This window comes from Profundibacter amoris, assembly GCF_003544895.1.
Classification (GTDB): domain Bacteria; phylum Pseudomonadota; class Alphaproteobacteria; order Rhodobacterales; family Rhodobacteraceae; genus Profundibacter; species Profundibacter amoris.
In genome coordinates this window covers 79,645-101,034 of the sequence record NZ_CP032125.1, presented here as the reverse complement: position 1 = coordinate 101,034, position 21,390 = coordinate 79,645, and the positions used below count along the sequence as shown (strand labels likewise).

20 protein-coding genes and 1 tRNA gene are annotated in these 21,390 nt (G+C 54.0%); 8 read left to right on the top strand and 13 right to left on the bottom strand.

Annotation, left to right across the window (positions count from 1 at the left end):
- Nucleotides 1-2: 2 nt before the first annotated feature.
- The gene (locus BAR1_RS00450; protein WP_118941194.1) at nt 3-410 is read right to left on the bottom strand and encodes a carboxymuconolactone decarboxylase family protein; all 408 of its coding nucleotides are present in this window, start codon (nt 408-410) and stop codon (nt 3-5) included.
- A gap of 165 nt (nt 411-575) precedes the next feature.
- Between BAR1_RS00450 and BAR1_RS00445 the strand changes: the two genes are divergently transcribed.
- The 6 genes from BAR1_RS00445 to BAR1_RS00420 all read left to right on the top strand — a co-directional run bounded on the left by BAR1_RS00445 (nt 576) and on the right by BAR1_RS00420 (nt 6,034).
- A complete protein-coding gene (locus BAR1_RS00445; protein WP_118941193.1) occupies nt 576-1,787 on the top strand; it encodes an NAD(P)/FAD-dependent oxidoreductase in 1,212 nt (403 codons plus the stop codon).
- Nucleotides 1,784-2,344, top strand: coding sequence for a 16S rRNA (guanine(966)-N(2))-methyltransferase RsmD (rsmD, locus tag BAR1_RS00440; RefSeq protein ID WP_118941192.1), 561 nt, complete (start codon nt 1,784-1,786; stop codon nt 2,342-2,344). The genes BAR1_RS00445 and rsmD overlap by 4 nt, the downstream gene beginning before the upstream one ends.
- Nucleotides 2,341-2,886, top strand: coding sequence for a hypothetical protein (locus tag BAR1_RS00435; protein WP_118941191.1), 546 nt, complete (start codon nt 2,341-2,343; stop codon nt 2,884-2,886). The genes rsmD and BAR1_RS00435 overlap by 4 nt, the downstream gene beginning before the upstream one ends.
- A gap of 149 nt (nt 2,887-3,035) precedes the next feature.
- A complete protein-coding gene (locus BAR1_RS00430; RefSeq protein WP_118941190.1) occupies nt 3,036-4,031 on the top strand; it encodes a glycine betaine ABC transporter substrate-binding protein in 996 nt (331 codons plus the stop codon).
- Nucleotides 4,032-4,107: 76 nt separating this feature from the next.
- A complete protein-coding gene (locus BAR1_RS00425) occupies nt 4,108-5,016 on the top strand; it encodes an ABC transporter permease (RefSeq protein WP_118941189.1) in 909 nt (302 codons plus the stop codon).
- A complete protein-coding gene (locus tag BAR1_RS00420) occupies nt 5,009-6,034 on the top strand; it encodes a quaternary amine ABC transporter ATP-binding protein (RefSeq protein WP_118941188.1) in 1,026 nt (341 codons plus the stop codon). Before BAR1_RS00425 ends, BAR1_RS00420 begins: the two co-directional genes overlap by 8 nt.
- A 145-nt stretch (nt 6,035-6,179) precedes the next feature.
- Here BAR1_RS00420 and BAR1_RS00415 read toward each other — a convergent pair whose 3' ends face one another.
- The 5 genes from BAR1_RS00415 to BAR1_RS00395 all read right to left on the bottom strand — a co-directional run bounded on the left by BAR1_RS00415 (nt 6,180) and on the right by BAR1_RS00395 (nt 11,914).
- On the bottom strand, nt 6,180-9,284 hold the full coding sequence (locus tag BAR1_RS00415; protein ID WP_118941187.1) for an efflux RND transporter permease subunit: 3,105 nt from the start codon (nt 9,282-9,284) through the stop codon (nt 6,180-6,182).
- Nucleotides 9,281-10,582, bottom strand: coding sequence for an efflux RND transporter periplasmic adaptor subunit (locus BAR1_RS00410; protein WP_118941186.1), 1,302 nt, complete (start codon nt 10,580-10,582; stop codon nt 9,281-9,283). The genes BAR1_RS00415 and BAR1_RS00410 overlap by 4 nt, the downstream gene beginning before the upstream one ends.
- 229 nt (nt 10,583-10,811) lie before the next feature.
- Nucleotides 10,812-11,033, bottom strand: a complete 222-nt coding sequence (locus BAR1_RS00405) for a hypothetical protein (protein ID WP_118941185.1) — start codon at nt 11,031-11,033, stop codon at nt 10,812-10,814.
- Nucleotides 11,034-11,051: 18 nt separating this feature from the next.
- Complete coding sequence (locus BAR1_RS00400; protein WP_162891619.1) at nt 11,052-11,627, bottom strand: acyl-homoserine-lactone synthase; 576 nt, start codon at nt 11,625-11,627, stop codon at nt 11,052-11,054.
- Between the two features lie 8 nt (nt 11,628-11,635).
- Nucleotides 11,636-11,914 (bottom strand): hypothetical protein, encoded by a 279-nt coding sequence (locus BAR1_RS00395; protein ID WP_162891617.1) that lies wholly within the window; start codon nt 11,912-11,914, stop codon nt 11,636-11,638.
- Between the two features lie 113 nt (nt 11,915-12,027).
- Here BAR1_RS00395 and BAR1_RS00390 point away from each other — a divergent pair, with 113 nt between their 5' ends.
- On the top strand, nt 12,028-12,657 hold the full coding sequence (locus tag BAR1_RS00390; RefSeq protein WP_118941182.1) for a helix-turn-helix transcriptional regulator: 630 nt from the start codon (nt 12,028-12,030) through the stop codon (nt 12,655-12,657).
- 172 nt (nt 12,658-12,829) lie between these two features.
- On the opposite strand, the gene BAR1_RS00385 is transcribed toward BAR1_RS00390, so the two are convergent.
- The 5 genes from BAR1_RS00385 to BAR1_RS00365 form a co-directional block, all read right to left on the bottom strand.
- A complete protein-coding gene (locus tag BAR1_RS00385; RefSeq protein ID WP_118941181.1) occupies nt 12,830-13,570 on the bottom strand; it encodes an amino acid ABC transporter ATP-binding protein in 741 nt (246 codons plus the stop codon).
- Between the two features lie 11 nt (nt 13,571-13,581).
- Nucleotides 13,582-14,553 (bottom strand): amino acid ABC transporter permease, encoded by a 972-nt coding sequence (locus BAR1_RS00380; protein WP_118941180.1) that lies wholly within the window; start codon nt 14,551-14,553, stop codon nt 13,582-13,584.
- Nucleotides 14,554-14,626: 73 nt separating this feature from the next.
- Nucleotides 14,627-15,460, bottom strand: a complete 834-nt coding sequence (locus BAR1_RS00375) for a transporter substrate-binding domain-containing protein (RefSeq protein ID WP_118941179.1) — start codon at nt 15,458-15,460, stop codon at nt 14,627-14,629.
- 80 nt (nt 15,461-15,540) lie between these two features.
- Nucleotides 15,541-17,571: an NADH:flavin oxidoreductase gene (locus BAR1_RS00370; protein WP_118944283.1), complete on the bottom strand. Its 2,031-nt coding sequence runs from the start codon at nt 17,569-17,571 to the stop codon at nt 15,541-15,543.
- Nucleotides 17,572-17,579: 8 nt separating this feature from the next.
- Nucleotides 17,580-19,094: a trimethylamine methyltransferase family protein gene (locus BAR1_RS00365; RefSeq protein WP_118941178.1), complete on the bottom strand. Its 1,515-nt coding sequence runs from the start codon at nt 19,092-19,094 to the stop codon at nt 17,580-17,582.
- A 101-nt stretch (nt 19,095-19,195) separates the two neighbouring features.
- On the opposite strand from BAR1_RS00365, the gene BAR1_RS00360 reads away from it, so the two are divergent.
- The gene (locus BAR1_RS00360) at nt 19,196-20,167 is read left to right on the top strand and encodes a LysR substrate-binding domain-containing protein (RefSeq protein WP_118941177.1); all 972 of its coding nucleotides are present in this window, start codon (nt 19,196-19,198) and stop codon (nt 20,165-20,167) included.
- A gap of 155 nt (nt 20,168-20,322) precedes the next feature.
- Here the strand turns inward: BAR1_RS00360 and BAR1_RS00355 are convergent.
- Nucleotides 20,323-20,399 (bottom strand) — tRNA-Pro (locus BAR1_RS00355).
- Between the two features lie 68 nt (nt 20,400-20,467).
- Nucleotides 20,468-21,355: a DUF2167 domain-containing protein gene (locus BAR1_RS00350; protein ID WP_118941176.1), complete on the bottom strand. Its 888-nt coding sequence runs from the start codon at nt 21,353-21,355 to the stop codon at nt 20,468-20,470.
- Nucleotides 21,356-21,390: the final 35 nt, after the last annotated feature.

Here is a 21,390-nt window from a genome sequence, read left to right as displayed (position 1 = left end):
TTCTATTCCTCGCCAACGATGAACACAGGATCAACCGGCACCTGCATCGCGTTTGACAGGTGGTTGGTTTTCGCGGCCAGTGATACGATCTTCAGCACCTCGGCGTGCTGGGCCGCAGTCATCCCCTTGGCCCGCGCGGCGGCCGAATGGGAATGGACGCAATATTCGCAATTGTTGATAATCGACACCGCCAGATAGATCAGTTCCTTGGTCAGCGGGTCCAGATCGGACGGGGTGGCCATCACCGCCTTGACCTCTTCCCATGTGCGCTCCAGCAGGTCCGCGTCAAACGCCAGATAGCGCCAGATATTATTGATGAAATCCGAATTTCGCGTGGCGCGAATATCGTCGAATACGGCTTTGACGCGCGGGTCTGATTCCGGGTCTTTGGGGGGCTGGACGGCAGGCATGGCATGGCTCCTTGTCATATGTGTTCAAATGATAACTTGTCGGGTTTCGAGAGGAAACTCAAGGTTTCTGTCCACATCCCGAAAATAGAACCATTAAACCGGTTTAATGCCCGCGCCTGCTGCGCTACCCTTGGTGCAAACCCACAGCCGGAATGGACCCAACCCATGCCCCACATCATCGTTATCGGCGCCGGTCAGGCCGGCGCATCCCTCACCGCCAAACTGCGCAACCTTGGCTATGAGGGCGACATCACCCTGATCGGTCAGGAACCCGTGCCCCCCTATCAGCGCCCGCCGCTGTCCAAGGCCTATCTGCTGGGCGAGATGGAGCGCGAACGGCTGTATCTGCGCCCCGAACAATTCTATGCCGACCAGAATATCACCCTGCGTCTGGACCAGACCGTGACCGCGATAGATGCGAATGCGCAAACCGTGACGGTGGGCGGCGACGTGCTGGCCTATGACGAATTGGCCATCACCACCGGCTCCACCCCGATCCATCTGCCCGATACCATTGGTGGCAATCTGGACGGTGTGCATGTGGTGCGCACGCTGGCCGATATTGATACGCTGGAGCCTGAATTTTCCAAGGGCCGCAAGGTGCTGATTGTTGGCGGTGGCTATATCGGGCTTGAGGCCGCAGCGGTTGCCTCCAAACTGGGTCTGGATGTGACACTGGTGGAAATGGCCGAGCGGATTTTGCAACGGGTGGCAGCGCCCGAAACCTCGGACTATTTCCGCGATCTGCACGCGGGCCACGGGGTCAAGATCATCGAAGGCGTCGGGCTGGACCATCTGTCGGGCGATGCCCGCGTGACAAGCGCCACCCTGACCAATGGCGACACCCTACCGGTTGATTTCGTGATCACCGGCATTGGCATCCGCCCCGCCACCGCGCTGGCCGAATCGGCCGGGATAGTGCTGGACAATGGCATCAATACCGATGCCCAGGGCCAAACATCCGCGCCGCATATCTGGGCCGCAGGCGATTGCGCGTCCTTCCCTTACAAAGAGACCCGCATCCGGCTGGAAAGCGTTCCAAACGCGATTGACCAGGCCGAAGTGGTGGCCGAAAACATGCAAGGCGCCGGCAAGGATTACATCGCAACCCCGTGGTTCTGGTCGGATCAGTTCGATGTGAAACTGCAAATCGCGGGGCTGAATACCGGCTATGACAAGGTGGTCACGCGGGCAGGCGACAAGGACGGGGCGCAGTCACACTGGTATTACGCAGGCGATACCCTGCTGGCGGTGGACGCGATGAACGATGCGCGGGCCTATATGATCGGCAAGCGGCTGATCGAGGGCGGAAAATCCCCCGCGCCAGATGTTGTCGCCAACCCCGAAACCGATATGAAAGCTCTGCTGAAGACATGAGGATCATTGCCGGACAGCATCGCGGATTGACGCTTGCCTCGGTCGGCAAGGGGGACGCGGCGGCGCATTTGCGCCCGACCTCGGACCGGGTGCGCGAAAGCCTGTTTTCGGTGCTGCTGGGCGGGGCCTATGGCGATCCGGTGCGCGGCGCCACTGTGCTGGACCTGTTCGCAGGCACCGGCGCGCTGGGGCTTGAAGCCCTGTCACGCGGGGCGGCGCATTGCACCTTTGTCGATGACGGCCGCAAGGCCCAAAGCCTGCTGCGCGAAAATATCACCCTGACCCGCCGGACAGGTGACACAACCGTCCTGAAAACCAGCGCCACCCGCCTGCCCGCCAACAAAGGCCCTGCGTGCACTCTGGTCTTTATGGATCCGCCTTATGGCAAGGGGCTGGGCGAACAGGCCCTGCTATCGGGGCGGGGGAACGGATGGCTGTCGGGCGGCGCGTTGATCGTCTGGGAGGAAAACAGCGCCCAGTTTCCGCCGGACGGGTTTGAACTGCACGACCAGCGGCGGTATGGGGATACATGGGTAACGATCGCAGAGATGGTATGACGGATGTAATCGAAATCCAGCGTGACTGGGGTGAACTAGATCGCCCCAAAATCAATCGTTTCCTGACCAAACGATATTATGGCCTGTGGCCGGGTATTGTTATCTGGGGGGTTGCATTATTTGTTTTGGTTGCGGGAATACTGACCGTGGACCACCTGCTGCCGCACCGTTTTCAACAACGCAACTGGCTTGCGGCAATGGCTCCGATATATTTCGCGTTTCTTGCAATGACCATCCTGAACACTTTGTGGAAAAAACGCCTTTTCCAAGATCTAATCGAGACCCCCTTGCGCCGTAACAACCGCTCGGTGTTTCTTTCGGAAAACGGAGTATCCGATTTCGGGCCCCCACAGGAAAACGACCTGGTCTGGGACTACATCACTGATGTTGTCCCCTACAAAAACCTTGTCCTTTTGCTGCTTTCCCCTGTCGAATACATCCCCCTTCAAATGGATGGCCTACCCGACGGAATGACCCGTGAATCACTGCTTGAACAGATTGGGGAATGGCGGGAAACGACAACTCCGGATGGTGCCGATTAATACAACCGACACTTTACCGGCAGTTTACGACACGTCATTTCATAGTAAACGCGCTTATTGCAAGGATTGCAGGGGTAAACCCTTTACATACACAGGCTTGGCAAGGTTTACTGCGCCCAACCAATGAATTTTACCTAGGGAGAGACTAAATGAAGAAACTACTACTTGCCTCGGCAATGATGGCTGCCAGCCTGACAGCAGGCAGCGCATTCGCTGAATGCGGCAGCATCAAAATGGCCGAGTTCAACTGGGCATCCGGCGAATTGATGGCTAATGTCGATAAAATCATCCTCGAAGAAGGATACGGCTGTGAGATCGAACTGGTTGTCGGTGGTACATCGGCGATTTTTACCTCGATGAATGAAAAAGGCGAACCGCAAATCGCAGGCGAACAATGGGTAAACGCCCTGCGTGATGTTCTTGACCCCGCACTGGAAGAAGGCCGTATTCACGCCGTGAACAAAGGCCCGATTACTGGTCTGGGCGAAGGCTGGTGGATCCCCCCCTATACCGCCGAAGCCCACCCCGATCTGAAAACCGCGCTGGATATCATCGAACACCCAGAGCTGTTCCCAGATTCAGAAGACCCAAGCAAGGGCGCATTCGTCGGCTGTCCTGCGGGCTGGGGCTGCCAAGCTGTGAATGCCAACCTGTTCAAGGCATTCGATATGGAAGCCAAAGGCTGGAAGCTGATTGATCCGGGTTCGGCTGCTGGGCTGGACGGCTCGATCGCCAAAGCAAACGAGCGCGGCGAAAACTGGTTCGGCTACTACTGGTCGCCAACCGCCATCATCGGCAAATACAACCTGCAAGCCGTACCGTTTGGTGTGGAATTCGTCGGGAATGAGCACTGGACCAACTGTATCGCAAAAGATGACTGTACCGATCCCCAGAAATCAGCCTGGATCAAATCCGAGGTTTATACGCTTGTCACGGATGATTTTTACAAAGGTAATGCGGATATCAACGCCTATCTAGCTGCCCGCGTATTCCCGGGTGAGGTTATGGGCGCAATGCTGGTCTATATGGCTGATGAACAGGCCGCTGGCGAAGATGCCGCGATCGAGTTCCTGACAAAGTATCAGGATGTCTGGACCAAGTGGGTTTCACCTGAAGCCGCTGAAAAAATCAAAAGCTCTCTTTAAGAGAACTGGAAATAAAGCTGAACCGCTCTTTTCGGGCGGTTCAGTTTTTTGGAAGACATAAAATAGGGGGTGGGGCATGTCGCTGAAAGAAATGTTACCCGAATATATGACCGAATTTCCCGAAATGGGGCGCGCCGATTTGCGGGACCTGAAAAAAGGGATCGACCAGTCATTCCGCACTTTCACCCGTGAAAACGGCGAAGCCATCGAGAATTTCTTTTATCCGCTGAAGATGTTCATGGTGTGGTTTGAAAAGCTGTTGCTGGGAACACCCTGGCCCCTGATGATCGCGGTGTTGTGCCTGCTGGTCTGGCTGGGCGCCCGCAGTATTACAATGGTTATCGGAACAGCCATCGCGTTGCTGGTGATCGGTTATCTTGGCATGTGGGAAGACACCATGCGCACGCTAGCGCTGGTTTCAGTTTCAACATTCGTCTGCATTGCAATCGGTATTCCGGTTGGAATCCTGATGTCGAAATCCGACCGTATTCAGGCGGTAATCGTGCCCATTCTGGACATTATGCAAACCATTCCCGCCTTTGTTTACCTTATCCCCGTGCTGATGCTTCTGGGGATCGGCAAGGTGCCCGGCCTGATTGCGGTTTGCATTTACGCCATCCCGCCCGTGGTGCGCCTGACCAATCTTGGCATCCGGCTTGTGGACAAGGATGTGCTGGAGGCAGCCGATGCCTTCGGAGCCTCACCGCGACAAAAGATGATGCAGGTGCAACTGCCTTTGGCCCTGCCCAACCTGTTTGCCGGTGTAAACCAGACCATCATGATGGCCCTTGCGATGGTTGTTGTGGCCTCGCTTATCGGGGCGCATGGGCTGGGGTCACAAGTGCTCAAGGCTGTGTACAACCAGTATCTGACCCATGGCATGATGAACGGTTTGGCCATTGTTACAATCGCGATTGTATTTGACCGCGTCAGCCAGAAATTCGGCAAACGCCTGCAAAAACACTCGGAGAAGATCCATGGCTGATAACAGTATCGAGGTTAAAGGCCTTTATAAAATCTTTGGCCCGCATGGCGAAAAATATATCCAGATGGTCAAGGACGGCATATCCAAGGAGGAACTGAACGCCAAATACGGACATGTTCTGGGCCTGAAGGACATCAATATCAAAATGCCGTCAGCCAGAATACAGGTGATCATGGGGCTGTCGGGGTCGGGTAAATCCACCATGATCCGCCACATCAACCGCCTGATTGAACCCACTGTCGGCGAGGTGATCTATCAGGGACAGGACATTTGCAAAATGTCCAAATCCGATCTTCTGGCGTTTCGTCGCCATAAAACGGCGATGGTATTCCAGAAATTCGCCCTGCTGCCGCACCGCACGGTGCTCGACAACACCCTTTTCGGCATCGGGCTTCAGGGGGTTCCCCGCGGCAAAGCCGAAGAACGGGCGCGCCACTGGCTGAACCGCGTGGGACTGGACGGGTTCGAGGACAATTATCCCAACCAGTTGTCCGGCGGCATGCAACAGCGCGTTGGCCTTGCCCGCGCCCTGACCAATGACGCCGACATTCTGCTGATGGACGAAGCATTTTCAGCGCTTGACCCGCTGATCCGCATGGATATGCAAACCATCCTGCTGGAACTACAGGACGAATTGCACAAGACCATCGTCTTTATCACTCACGATCTGGACGAGGCCCTGCGCCTGGGGGATCGGATCGCCATCCTGCGTGATGGCGAGGTAATCCAGCAAGGCACGGGTCAGGAAATCGTGCTGCATCCGGCAGACGCCTATATCGCGGATTTTGTAAAAGAAGTGAACCGTGGGCGTGTGATCAAGGTGGATACGATCATGTCCCCCAAACCATCATCATCAACTTTGCAAATCCCGACCGGAAGCAGCCTTGAGATCGCAGCACAAAAACTGACGTACTCAAATGAAAACGTGGCGGCAATTACCGACACATCAGGAACAGCAATCGGCGAGATCACCATGAAAGCTGTCATTGACGCAATGGTAACACCAGCAACCCACTAACAAATTGCCCATCATGTCTAAGGATGTGGTGGGCAATCTGCCTTGGTATTCACCTGTGCTCTGGGTTTGTATTGGCCACAGCGGGAGGTTGCATCCTCTAATCCCGGCCAATGAAACAGATGCCTCAAGCGCCGACCTGTTGGTATCACTCTTCGCTATCCCCGGGTTTGGCGCGGCGGATCAGCCCGATGTCATGCAGCACCAAAAACATTGCCGGCGTGACGAACAGCGACAGCATGGTGGCAATCGTTAGACCAAATGCGAGGCTGGCAACAATCGGCAACAGCAATTGCGCCTGCGTGCTGGTTTCAAACAGCAATGGCCCCAGACCGGCCACCGTGGTTAGCGAGGTCAGGAAAATAGCGCGAAACCGATCGCGCACAGCCCCCTTGGCGGCGTCGATCAGCTCGGCCCCTTCGTTATAGCGTTCCTTCATAAAGGCCACCAGCAGGATACTGTCGTTCACCACGATTCCGGCCAAAGTGGCCAGCCCGATCAGGCTGGGCAAGGACAGTTGAATGCCCATCAACATATGCCCCCAGACCACACCGATCAGGCCCAAGGGAATAGCGACGAATACGGCCACCGGCTGAATGAAGCTACGGAACTGGAAGGCCAGGATCAGGTAAACACCGACCAGCCCGATCAGTAGAAACGTCAACAGCGATCCGCCGCTTTCCTTGGTGTCCTGACTTTCGCCGGTTATGATAACATCAACATCGGGGCGTTTTTGCGCCAGTTGCGGCAGGAAATCCTGCTTTAGCGCGGCCATCAGTTCAACGGCATTGGCAACATTCGGGTTGATCGACCCCTCGACGGTAACGGTGCGCCGCCCGTCGATGCGCTGGATGCGGGAATAGCCGCGGTTCTGGCTTACCTCGGCCACAGCCGACAGCGGCACCAGGGTGCCGTCGGCGGCAGCGATGCGCAGGTCTTGCACATCACTGGCGGAATTACGGTCATCGGCCTGCAAGCGGGCGATCACGTCAAGCGATCCATAGCGGTCCTGCACCTGCAAAGGTGTGTCCCCGCGAAAGGCGCGGCGCAACTGGCCGGCGATGCTTTGGGCCGAAACCCCAAGGGCGCTGGCAGCAGCAGGGCGCAGGGTGATGATATATTCTGGTTTGCCCGGGCGCAGGTCATCCAGCACATCGCGCACACCATTAAAACCGCGAAAGAATTTGCGCATCTCGACCGCGGTGGCCTTTAGTTCGTCCAGATCTTCACCCTGTAGGCGGATCGAAATCGGCTTGCCGCCCACGCCACGATCCTTGTCGGTAAAGCGCAGGCCGGACATATCCGGCATCGGGCCGGTCAGCTGTTTCCAGCGTTCGACGATCTGGGTTACGTTGGTACTGCGGGCCTCGGCGCGCAACAGGCTGGCGCTGACCGTGGCCAGTTGCGCACCGGTTTCATCGGTGTCGGCGTTGCTGCCAAAAAAGACGGTATAGTTTTTCACCAGTGTTGCGCCGTCGGGCTGTTCGGGGGTCAGTTCATCGTTCAGGGTTTGCAAGGCCTTGACCACCTGCGCCACCCGTTCTTCGGTGCGCCACAATGGCGTGCCTTGGGGCAGTGTCAGACGCGCCTCGATGGTGTCGCTTTCCAGATTGGGAAAACTTTGGAACTTGATCTGCCCGCCAACGATTGGCGCGATGGACAGCAGGATCAGGAACCCCGCAAAACCCAGCGTAAAATACCGCGCCTTTAGCGACAGCATAGACATCGGGGCGATCACACGGTCACGGAACCGGTCAAAGGCGTTCGAGAATGCTTTGCTGAACCGCGACGGTTCAGGGTTTTTCAGCGCATGTTTCAAATGATGCGGCAAGATCAGAAATGCCTCGATCAGACTGACGGTTAGGGTGACCATCAGCACGATCGGCAGGAATTTCAGCACCGCCCCGATTTTACCAGCCATCAGGCCCAGCGGCCCGACAATCATCGCCGTGGTCAAAAATGATGCAATAACCCCCGGCAGCACCTGTTTGGTGCCATTGATCGCGGCGTGCAGTGGTGAATCACCTTTGTGGCGACGACTGACGATGTTTTCGGATATAACGATGGCGTCATCCATCAACAAACCAATGGCCACCAACAACGCAACCATGGTGATCATGTTTATGGTCAATCCGGCCATCTGCATAACAAAGATGGTGCCCAGAAATGATACCGGTAGCCCCATCGCCACCCAAAAGGCAAAGCGCAGACCAAAGAACAGCCACATGACGAAAAACACCAGTATCAGGCCCTGAATGCCGTTGTCGGTGATGATCCGCAGCCGGTCGATGATATTCGAGGTGGAATCGGTGGAAACCTCCAACGTAATTCCCTCGGGTGCGTTCTGGCGTTCTTCATCCAGAATCTTCATCATCACATCCATCACCCGCAGCGCATCCTGTGCCGGTGTTTTGGTGACGGTGACAATGGCAGCGCGCTTGCCGTTGAACAGGGCGGTGTCGTAATCATTGGCGAATTGCTCGGTGATTTCGGCCACTTCACCTAACAGAACTTCGGCCCCAAGGGCCGAGGATGTCAGCGGGATATTGGCGAAATCCTCGGGCTTGCGGCGTTCACCGACAAACCGCAACAGTGCATCGCCATCGGGAGTTTCCATGGTGCCTGCGGGCAAATCGAAACTGTTGCGCACAAGGGTATTGGAGACATCATCAATGCTTAACCCATAGCGAAGCAATGTCGCCGCTGGTATCTCGATCGAAATCTCGCGGTCGGAAAAGCCGTTGATTACCGTTTGCGAAATCATCGGATGGGTTTTCAACCGGTCGGCAAAACCCTGTGCATAAGCGAACAGCACATGCGGATCATCCGGTCCGGTGATGGCGACCGAGGCCACCGTGGCGATCCGTTCAACAACGCGGCTGGTTGGTTTGTCCACCTCGTCGGGGAAGGTGGTGATGGTATCAACTGCCGATGTCACGTCGTCATAAAAGGTACCCATATCGGCCCCTTCAACGATTTCGGCGCTGATAACCGCGATGTTGTCACGGGCCACGCAGCGCAATTCATCCAGATAATCAACCCCGCGGATCGGGTCTTCGATGCGGGTGCAGATCGCCCGCTCCACTTCGGCGGGGGCAGCACCTGGATAGGTGATGCGCACCTCGACCACCGAGGGCGGGGTTACCGGAAATGTGTCGCGCTGTAATTGCGGCACGGCGATAAGGCCAACCACCATGATGATAACCATCAGGATGTTGGCAGCCGTCGGATGGGCAGCAAACAGGCGGATCATTTGCCGGTTTCCTGACCAAGGGCTTCTGCGGCCAGTTGCGCCTTGAGGGTTTTATCCTCGACGGGTTTGACGGTTTTGCCGGGCATGGCGATATCCAGATCACTGACCACCAGACGGTCGCCCTTGCTCAGGCCATCAGCAATCACGGCCACCCCGTCGATGGTATAGGCAATCTTCAGTTTGCGTTTTTCCAGCTTGTTGTCGCTGTTGACGACAAAAACCGTTTCGCCGTGAATGACATTGGCGGGAACGGCCAGTGCCGGACGCTCTGCCGCGCGCAATTCGACCTCGACGAACATATTGCGGCGCAGGGGTGGTTTTTGTCCGGCGCGGGCCTGTTGCATAGGCTGATCCACCACCACCACCACATTGATGCTCTGGGTGCGCGGATCAATCAGATCCCCGACCCGATCCACCCGTGCCGCCCATTTGATCGTCCGCACCGGGGATTGCAAACGCACAATAGCCTCAAGGCCGGTCGGACCATCCGTTCCGGTTTGCTGACTGCCGCGCATCAGCGCAGACATGCGGCCAATCGGGAACTGGGCGGCGATCTCAACAGCCTCGATCCCTTCGGCGGCAAACAGAACCTGCCCGCGGTTCACAAACTGGCCGGTCTGGGCGCTGACTTCGCCAATCCGCATTGCAAAGGGGGCTTTGATAATAGTGAAGCCCAGATCGCGCACAGCAATATTGCGCTGGGCCACAAGCACCTTACGCTCGGCTTCGTTCAGGATCAGCTGGTTCTTCAGGGAATTGATGTTGGTACGCGAGGCAAGCTCTTGACGCACGGCCTGATCAACAGCTGTTTGCGGCACGGTACCACGCGCGGCCAGATCGCGCTGACGGGCCAGATCCGCACGGCTGATTTCCAGCTCGGCTTCGGCGGTTTCCAGATTGATACGCACGGTTTCGTCCCGTGCATCGATTGCGGAAATCTGTGCGTCGATCTGCGCCAGCGTCAGCTCGATCCCGCTGGGGTCGATCTTGACCAGTTCCTCACCGGCTTTGGCCAGCAATCCGTTTTCCAGATTGTCCGATGCCCAAAGGATTTCCCCCTCGACCCGCGCCACCGCACGCCATTCTTTGGTTGGGCTGACGCTGCCATAGCCGAATACACGGGGCACAACCGGAATAGGTGCCAGCGTGATAACCCGCACCTGCGTCACACGCGGCGATGTTTCCTTGGCCGACGGCAGGGATTTCATGCCGGCAAACAGGATGATCGACAGCACCCCCAGCCCCAATGGGATCGTAACAGACAGGAACCGGACCAGATATTTCATAAGACGTTTCATCGGCTAACCCCTGCTTGCATATATGCCCTGCTATTGGTGTTTCCCGGTACCAATAGTAGATTGGCGATCCTGACCGGAAACTGTAAAGCTATCAACTGCAAGTATGATGCAGGATAGGTATTATTTCAATAACTATAACTTATATTCGGCGGCTAAGCCCCGATTACCCTAAGAACAGGTAAACCTTTGATAATGGGTTGTATTACGGCTTGAGTGCTGGACTTCTGGATTATCCAACGTCCAAAAATGCGATGTTCATTTTCGTTTTCTTGTCTGCATACCAAAATGGCAGGGAAAGACCGCTCGCCAAGCGGAAAAGCAGACCGATCTCTTTACCTGTATTGCGGTCAATAATGATATGGGATGCTTCTGACGGAATTATGTCAATCATACCGCTATCTGCTTGAAACAAACCATGCACCCGGTCGGCAAGATCTTTCTCTCGGTCCATTTCAAAAATCCTTAACCACTAAACAACATCACATGAAAATGCCAAAAACCTTCCGGATTCATTGGCCACAATTTTTCCCATCGGTTTTGGTTGATAACCCATGCTTTTGCTCATTCGCATAAACGCGGGTGGGCCCAGAAACAGACAGCTATCGGCACCCTGCTCTTTCAGGTATTCATTCACCTTTTCCAGAATAGCCGCGCCAACCCTTGCGCCGTCCGTAACCACAAATCGTGTCAGTTCCCAAATCTTGGGATCTCTCGGCGGCTCGTCATAACATAGCTCTTTGGGTAAACCCGATAGCAGGCCCAGATAGGCATCACGGATCATGTATGAATAATGCGTCCTGCCAAATGTTGTTGGTAAAATGGTATCGGTTCTAACCAGCCTTGCGCCACCAACGACCTCGCCTTGTTCATGGGCGATAACATAGGTTGTTGTGATCATATCGTACTGCTCATACTCGATCTGGTCCTGCGAGATCAGCTCCCAATCCATCTTTTCGATGAACACCTGCTTCCTAAGTTTAAGAAACCCGTTAATAACACTATTGATGCCACTTTGATCACATAGATTTCCGACTGTAATATTCATCTGATTTCCTAGTGTTCCTTGCGACATTTCTCTGCCTGTCGCATCTTTTTCTTTTGCTGCTCCGATAGCCTGGCCTTACCGACAAATTTCTTCGTTTTTGTGTTGGGATCCTCAAGCCAGATGCCCATCATATTCACCTCGATGCTGATGACCCCTTCATCGCAGGCGAAATAGTCAAAGTACTCAACCAGTGTGTGCAGCATATCGCTGGTAAACTCGGCAACTAGGGTGTTTGGCATTTCGGTGTCGACCATTGGTCCTACTCGCTGGTTGTTGAAATCAGGCATAACCACTATCGCATTGGTAGAAAGAAAAACTTGAATTATCTGTAATAATTGTCCAATTAGACATGTGTAATCGTCCAATAGGGCAAATTGTAATGAATAAAGGGCCTTAACCAGTGGACGTTCTTCCTCTCCCAGACAAAATTATTAACTATAACGAACGAATAAAAATTCTGCGGGATATCGCACCGTCCGGCTATGTTTTTGCGCTGAATTACACAATTAGCGGGCCCGAGTATTTTGACACTTCCTTTCCCAAGGCATGGCAAACAATCTATCAGGATCGCGGTTATTTCCTAAAAGATCCAATATTCCTATGGACCCTCACACACACGGGTTACAAACGCTGGTCGGAAATTGCCTTCACCAGTAAAAGCAGGGTTTTACAAGAAGCAACGAAATACGATCTGAATTACGGAGCAATCTTTGCCCGTCGCAAAGGTTTAACATTTTCGTGGTGCTCCATAAGTCGCCCTGACCGGCAATTAAGTGACGAGGAGCTTGATCTTACCGATACCCTATTCGTTGAGTTTCTGGATACGATTGAGGATCGCAGTTCCCTAACCAGAGAGGAAATTCTGGTATTGAAAGCCTTTGCCAACGGATCCAGCCAAAAAGAAGTCGCCGAATTACATCGTATTAGCGAGGGCAAGGTGAAAAACCTTGTTCGATCTGCCAAAAAGAAACTGGGCTGCAAAACACTGGCACAAGTGGTTTCGACGGCTGTGGGCAATAAACTGATCTGAGCATCAAACCGTCTTGTTCTGCCGATCTGTACAACATAAACCCTTAGCGGCACAATTTCGTGACAGGTCCAGTTTATCCAAACATTATCCGGTACGGTTTCCTCAGATCGGACATTGGGTGCAAATCACGCCGCAAAGGCCATCGCTGCACCAACTTAATATATGATATTGTTCAATGTTGCAGGATCTGGCTAAGGAAGTTCTGCGTCCGTGGGTTTTGCGGGTTGTCGAAAAAGCTGTGCGGGTCACTCTCCTCGAGAATCGCGCCTTCATCCATGAACACAACGCGGTCGGCAACCGCTTTGGCGAACCCCATTTCATGGGTCACGCAAACCATCGTCATACCGTCATTGGCCAGTTCGATCATAGTATCCAGAACCTCGGCAACCATTTCGGGATCAAGCGCCGAGGTTGGCTCGTCAAACAGCATCACTTTGGGTTTCATGCACAATGAACGTGCGTTTGCCACACGTTGTTGCTGGCCGCCAGATAATTGCCCCGGATATTTTTCGGCCTGTTCGGGGATGCGCACGCGATCAAGGAACTTCATCGCGGTTTTGCGCGCTTCATCTTCTTTAACACCCCGCACCCACATCGGCCCCGCCATCAGGTTTTCCAGGACCGTCATATGTGGAAACAGGTTGAAGTGCTGGAACACCATGCCAATATCCATGCGCACCGCGTCAACGTTTTTCATCTTTTCGTGCATCTCGATGCCATTGACGATGATCTTGCCTTCCTGATGTGCCTCTAACCAGTTCAGGGTGCGGATCATGGTGGATTTACCAGAGCCGGACGGCCCGCAAACCACGATCTTGTCACCTTTGTTCACGGTAAAGTCGATGTCGGTAAGGGCCCTGAAGCTGCCATACCATTTGCTGACACCGATCATTTGAATAATAGGTTCTGACATGGGCGGTCTCCTTAATGGCTTATGGTGCGATAGTGGCGTTCAATGCGGCTCTGGATTACTTCCAGAACCATCGTCAGACACCAGTAAATCAGCGCGGCGGTGATCAGCATTTCCATATGTTTGAAATCCTTATTGCCCAAGGTACGCGCCAGAAACATCAATTCCCAAACCCCGATGACCGACACCAACGAGCTGTCTTTGAGCATCGCGATAAACTGGTTTCCGGTGGGGGGAATAATCAAAGGCATGGCTTGGGGCAGGATGATGCGACGCATGGTCAGCCCGAACTTAAAGCCCATGGAGCGCGACGCTTCCCACTGTCCCTTGTTGATCGACTGGATGCCGGCGCGAAAAATTTCGGTCATATAGGCGCCGTAACACAGGGTCAGCGCCAGAATGCCTGCTGGAACCGCGTCGATGACATAGCCCAGTTGTGGCAGGCCCAGATAAATCAGATAGACCTGCATCAACAGCGGAAGACCGCGAAAAAACGATGTGTAAAAACTTGCAATCGCATAGGCGAACCCGTTCGACGACAGTTTGGCCACAGCCCCGAAAATAGCCACGATCGAGGCGAGGGTGATGGATATCGCCGATATGTAAAGCGTGGTGAACACGCCTTGCGAGATCATGAACCAGACTTTGGAGCGGATGAAGGCAAAATCCAGCCCGAAGCTGTAAAAGAACGTCAAAAACAACAGGAGCAACTCAAACCAGACAATAAGGACCTGCAGCCGAAATGGCAAAAAACCGATCAAAATAATGTTTGCGGTGAATATCATCGATATAACCATACCGATGGCTAAATTTCCGAGCAGGCCGGATTCCGTTGGCTCGCCAATCGCCGGGCGCAGGAACTCGCCAAAGATGGTATCATTCAATCCCATAAGGCTGAATATGACAAAGCCGATTATGAAAATAATCGCCATGACTTTTGGCTTGTGGACTGCTGGATCGGCCACCACTGTATCTGCAAATAGCATGTTCTCTCCCCTGTGTCGCAATCCGGCCCAAACCTGATTGGGCCGGATTATATTTCAAAACATCGCGAGATAGTTATTCGGCAGTAGAGGTGTAATCGACGCCGTACCATTTCATGGATAGGTCGGTAAGCGTTCCATCAGTCTTCATATCAGCCACAAATCCGGCCAGTTTGTCGTTGAATTCCGCATCCCCCAGATCAATTGCCAGCGCCAGCGGTTCGTAGAATACCGGCTCGCCCAGCACCCGTAGCGGATAGTTCGCCTTTATTGCCGAAAGGATTGCTGGCAAAGATCCAACCATGCCGTTCAAGCGAACACCATCACCCAGGCGCAGGTCGTCCATCGCAGCAGTGCTGTCTTTGTAGGATTTGTTTTCAGCTGTTAGCTGATACTCGAAAGGTGGCACACCTTCGGCATCAATTTGCAGATCATGTTGCAGGTACAGTTCGAACGTCGTTGCTGTGCCCGCGCCAACGGCCTTGCCATTCAGGTCGGATATCTTTTGGTAAGGGCTGTCTTTGTGCACGGCGATAGACGCGGGTGTGTAGTAATACACAGCCGGAAAAGCCAGCACTTCGGCGCGTTTTTTGGTCGGTGTCATTGACCCGACAGACAGGTCCCAGCGGCCATTCCAGCGGCCAGCAGTGATAACATCCCATGAAGGCGTTACAAATTCGACATCAACGCCCAGACGTTTTGCAATCTCGCGGGCCACATCCACATCGAAGCCATCCATTTTATTGTCGTCATTGATGAACGATTGCGGCGCCCAGTTTGCGTCAGTGGCGACTTTCAAAACACCTGCCGCCATGACGCGGTCAAGCGCTTCACCCGCAAATGACATGCTGGTGGATATTGCCAAAGCCGCTGTAGCGGTCAGTGTAAATATTCTTCTGTTCAGTTTCATAGTTTTCTCCCTTGGTTGGTTTATTGCCAAATCTGGTTTGGCGCGGTTTTTCCGGAATTTCCGGTATCTGGTTTTCAATCTCATAGGTGGATAGCCAAACGGTAGGCCTCCAACAGCGCGGAATGGATGGTGCGCGAGGTCACCGCGTCGCCCAGCCGATGCAGCGTATATCCCTGTGTGTAGGTTTGTGGTTGTGGCGACCAGTTGGCCATCGCATCGACATCACTGATCCCTTTGTTGGCAGCGCCGTCACGCAGCTCGAAAAACACGTCTGCCATCGGGTCCGTACCGGTTTCCAGCACGACCTGATCGGTGATGATCTCTTGTGTTTGTCCCGTCAGCTCGTGGGTCAAAGTCGCCACCAGACGGTTGCCCTCTTTGCGCAGAGCGCCAAGTTTAAGATATGCAAGTGTTGTAACGCCTTGCGCCGCCAGACGTTTGTGGAAAACAATCCGGTCGGTATAGCCCATCTCGGTTGCCGCGTGGGCATCGATGGTAGTCAGAGTCACCTTGTGACCCTTGGAGGATAACAGGTCAGCCGTTGCCACGGCTTCATGGCGACCCGTATGATCGCATATTAAAACATCTTGTTCGACCCGCACATCGCCAGACAGAATATCCCAACTGCTGACAATCAGATCCGCACCCGGCAGGGTTTGCCCTGCCGGCATCCCGCCGGTTGACACAAATACATGATCCGGATTTTCCGCCAGAACATCCGCAGCCTCGGCATAGATATTACAGCGCACATCAACGCCTAGTTTGTCCAACTCGGCCTCGCGCCAATCAACAATCTGGATCAAATCCTTGCGCCATGTGGTTTTCGCAGCCAACTGGATTTGCCCGCCCAGCTTTGGCGCGGCTTCAAACAAAACCACTTTGTGCCCGCGCTCGGCCGCCACCCGCGCGGCCTCCATTCCGGCGGGGCCACCGCCAACCACCACCACCTTTTTGCCGGGTGCGGCGCTGACAGGCACCTCCATTGGCAACAGGGTTTCGCGGCCAGAGGCGGGGTTATGAATGCAATGGATTTTCTTGTGGATACAGTGCGACGCACCAATGCAGGGACGAATACGGTCCTCTTCGCCGCGCATGATCTTGTTGACGATCTGCGGGTCGGCAATATGGGCGCGGGTCATGGCGACCATGTCCAGCACGCCCTCGCGCACCGCATGGCGCGCGTTGGCCACATCTGTCACGCGGGCGGCATGGAATATCGGCACACCGATTTCGCGGCGGAACTCACCTACTTTATCAAGGTATGGGGCCAGCGGGCGGCTCATCCCCGGCATGTTTTCCTCGACCAGCGTGATCTCGGTATCCATGCGGCCAACCATGCAGTTAAAGAAATCAATCGCCCCTTCACGTTTGAGGATTTCCGCGATCTGCATGACCTCGTCAAATCGTAAACCGCCTTCGCCCTCATCCAGTGTCAGGCGCATACCGACCACAAAATCATCGCCCGTTTGGCGGCGTATTTCTTCATGGACCATCAGCGCGAACCGCGTGCGGTTTTCAACGCTGCCGCCGTAACCATCGCTGCGAAGATTGGTCTTTGGCGAAAAGAATTGCCCGATCAGATGGCCACCCGCCAGCGTTTCCAATCCGTCCAGCCCGCCCTCGACGCAGCGCCGTGCCGCCTGACCGAAGGCAGCAACCACGCGGTCAATATCGTATTGATCCATTTCGCGTGGGAAATTCCGGTGCAAATCCTCGCGCACCGGTGAGGGTGCGATGGTCGGCAGCCAGTGTTCCGCCTGCGCATCCCCACGCCGCCCCATATGGGTAATCTGGCACATCAGGGCCGTGCCATGTTGGTGAATACGTTCTGAAAACTCTTGAAAATGGGGAATGATTGCATCCGTCCCCGCATTCAGTTGCCGAAACACCGATGGTGAATCCGGCGCAATGTTGGAAGACCCGCCAAACATTGTCAGCGCCAGACCGCCCTTGGCCTTTTCCTCGTGATAGCGTTGGTAGCGCAGGGCGGGCATGTTGTCGTCGTCCATACCGGACGCATGCGAGGTGCTCATCACACGGTTCTTCAACGTCAACCCGCGGATCGTAAGAGGCTGCAACAGAGGATCTTTGGTTGTAGTTTTTTGTTCCATCATATCCTTCATGCGAAACTATCCGGTAATACGGCGCGGCGTTCATCCATGAAGGCCTGCAATGCCGCGTCAATTTCGGGATCAAGGGCAGGGGCGTTGTATTCCGCCAGCATTTCATGGCGCCGCTTTGTAGCCCGCTCTGCCGCATCCAGCCCACCAGCGGCCGTCCATTGTTCAAAAGAATCCCCATCCGCATTCGACGGCTGATAGAAAACGCTTTTATACCGCGCCATTGTATGGGCGCAGGACAGGAAATTACCTGCAGGGCCAACCTCGGCAATGGCATCGAACGCCAGGGCATCCGGGCTTGTATCAATGCCCGACATCATCCTCGAGGCCGCGCCCAGCATGTCACAATCAATCAGGAATTTGTCAAAATCCGCCACCAGACCGGCCTCGAGTGTGCCAGTGGCATGGATCAGAAAATTCACGCCGGACAGCATGGCATACATGACATACAGCGCCCCTTCCCAACCAGATTGGGCATCCGGCAGTTTGGAATTAGATGACGATCCTCCGCAGCGATAAGGCACCCCCAGACGCCGCGCCAGTTGTCCGGCAATCAACATGGATTTCCATGTTTCATCATACCGGATCGGGCTGCCCGAACGCATCGACATGCCCAGCATCATAAAGCCGAACACAACCGGCGCACCGGGGCGGACCAACTGGGTGATCGCCATGCCCACAAGCGTTTCGGCCAGGGATTGTGCGCAAAGGCCTGCAACTGTGGTCGGGCTGGACGCGCCCGCAATCATGAACGGGGTAATGACCGTGGCCTGATTTGCCGCAGCATAAACATGCGCGGCGTCCAGCATAGTTTCGTCCAGAACCAGCGGCGAATTCAGATTGATAAGCGCTGTGACGACACAGTTGTTATCGACAAATTCCTTGCCAAACACGATCTCGCACATCCGCATTGTGTCTTCGGCGCGATCCTTTGCTGTCACCGCCCCCATAAAGCATTTATCCGACAGCGCCAGATGACCATAGTTCATGTCCAGATGCCGTTTGGGCACGGGGATGTCGGTCGGCTCGCAAATAGGGCCGCCCGTGTGGTGCATCTCTGAACTCATATGTGCCAAGCGCACGAAATTGTTAAAATCTTCCAGCGTGCCATAGCGCCGTTCTATGTCACTCGCTGCCACAAAAGGCGGACCATAAACCGGCACCAGAACCAGCGCATCCCCGCCAATTTTGACCGACTTTTCCGGGTTGCGGGCATGTTGCACAAATTCGGACGGGGCATTATCCACCACCAGCTTGCGACAAAATCCACGCTCGAACGTCACCCGCTCGCCTTCAACTTTGCACCCTGCCTCGCGTAACAGATTCAGGCTTGGCTCATGCCTCACTTCGACACCGATTTTTTCCAGAATATCCTCGGCGGCCTGCTCGATTGCGGTGATCTGTTCCTCGTTCAGAATGTCATAAACCGGTGCTGTTCTGGTAATGTAGGGCAACAGCGGCGCGACTTCTTGCGAAGCAGAGGGCTTTTTCCTGCGGCGGCGAGGTTCGGTCAATTTGATTATCCAATTGCAGATGAGTCGTTATCCTGGAATAGATCATGCGCCCGAGTGCAAAAGAATATTGATTATTTTCATGGTATGGATAACTTGTAGTTATGACCTTACGGAAAAAACTGCCATCTGCCCAGTCCCTGTTTGCCTTTGAAAGTGCCGCGCGGACGCTAAACTTTACCGACGCCGGTGCTCTTCTTAACGTGACCCAGCCGGCGATCAGCAAAAACATAGCAGCGTTGGAAACGCATCTGGGAACACGGCTGTTTTTGCGTGAAAAGTCGGGGCTAATGTTAACATCGGACGGGGAAACCCTTTATCGCGCGCTCCATCTATCGTTTGCCGCGATCGAGGTCGCAATTGATCAGATTTCACACAACATTGCACAGAAAAATGTACTGACGCTGTCACTTTCGACATCTTTCGCCGCTCATTGGCTGATCCCCCAAATGCCCGAGTTCCGCCGCGATTTTCCCGATGTCACGCTGAACTATCAATTGACTGGCGGCGAGGTAACCGGCGCCTTGGGGAGTTGCGATCTGGGCCTGCGCCTTGAAACAAATGTAGCATCAGAGGATCATGCCGTACCCTTCGCGCCCGAATGGCTCGTGGCTGTTGCATCACCCGGGTATATTAAGAAAAACGGGATGCTTGATGCGCCTCTTGCCGGTGGTGCGCATTCATTGGTCAAACTAGATAGCCCAAGAATTTCGTGGCGAAATTTCCTTAACGCTACGGGTCAATCTCTCAACACCTCCCTGCCAGAAATCCGTGTGCCGGATTACTCAGTTGTTTTGCAAACGGCATTGAACGGACGCGGTGCGGCGCTCGGCTATGTAACGTCCTGCAGTTATTTACTGCGAGAGGGGTTATTGATACCCGCGCTGCCCAGGACACTGAAAACAAATAAGAACTACTGCATGGTGACAAATCCCAACTCACATAATTTGCAGCTTGCAGAGGATGTGCACCATTGGATCTGCAATCAATCATCAAGGATTTTGGCCGATATCGCAACGAGCTTTCCGGATTTTGACGTTGTTACACGGCCTGACTGGCTCGAAGCAGCATATTAAGATCTATGTTGCATCGATATGATTGGTTTATCAATCTGGACGAAGCGGGCATAAAAGTGAATGTGCCAAGCATATAAGACAATTGAAACATTGCGAATACCATTGCGGCCAGTTTCCGCACAACGCAAAAGGCCCCCGCAGGGGCCTTTGTTTAATGGTCGGAGTGAGAGGATTCGAACCTCCGACCCCTGCCTCCCGAAGGCAGTGCTCTACCAGGCTGAGCTACACTCCGACTGTTTGGCGGATTACAAAATCTGGCGGCGAATGGCAAGGCCATAACGGCCACCCATGTCATACCAGTCAGCTGTTCTTGCGGCCGAACAGATTCTTAAGCCAATATAGCGGGATCAGCAGCAGAAAGAAAAACTTCTTCAGGAATATCAGCGCAACGGCAATCAGGCCGGTTTTCGCCAGAACCTTGCCGGCAATCAGCCCGCCTATTCCGACAGCCGCGACTTTATCAATAGATGGCTTGAAATCCGAATATTTGTTCCCATCCGTAAAGTTTGTCATTTCCAGAACCGTCGGAACTGCCTTGTTCACCTGATCCAGCATATCCATATCAGCGATAAAATTCACAATCAGCACACCTTTGCGCCCCAGAATACGGATATTGTAATTCAGCGTTGTGGTCTCATCACCATCAAAACGTAACTCTTTTGCCCAATACAGTTTGCGCCCTATGGAATCATAACGTGGCGGAGATGCCCAACCAAGCAGTTCAAGCGAGGGATAGTTATTTTCACGCCGCCATTCGTTTTCATCCTGCATGTCCTGCTGCATTGTTTTTAACAGTTCGTCATAATCATAACTGCCTGCATCTTCATCCGAGACATAGCCAATATCATCGAACGACACCTCAATCCCCCATGTATCATCCAACGGGGTTTTGTCCGCGGGGAAAACCATGCCCAAAGTGCTGTCGTCCGGGGGATTCCCCCACAGTGTTGTCAGGACATAATTGGCATCCTTGGCATCAAGGAAATAGAACTCATCCGTCAGATCAAGCGTTGCCAGATTGCTGCCAACTGTTATCTTGCCCTGTTTGAAATCCAGAGATTCAAGCGCCTTTATGCCTTCGTCATTATAGGTTTCGGAGATGTCGGGGAACATTTCTGTCAGGGTTTTTGCGGCAAGCGGAGATGCCAGCGCCATTGAAAGGGCACATGCCATATATATACGATTCATAAGTAGATACCTCGAAAATACAAAAAGGGGCAGAA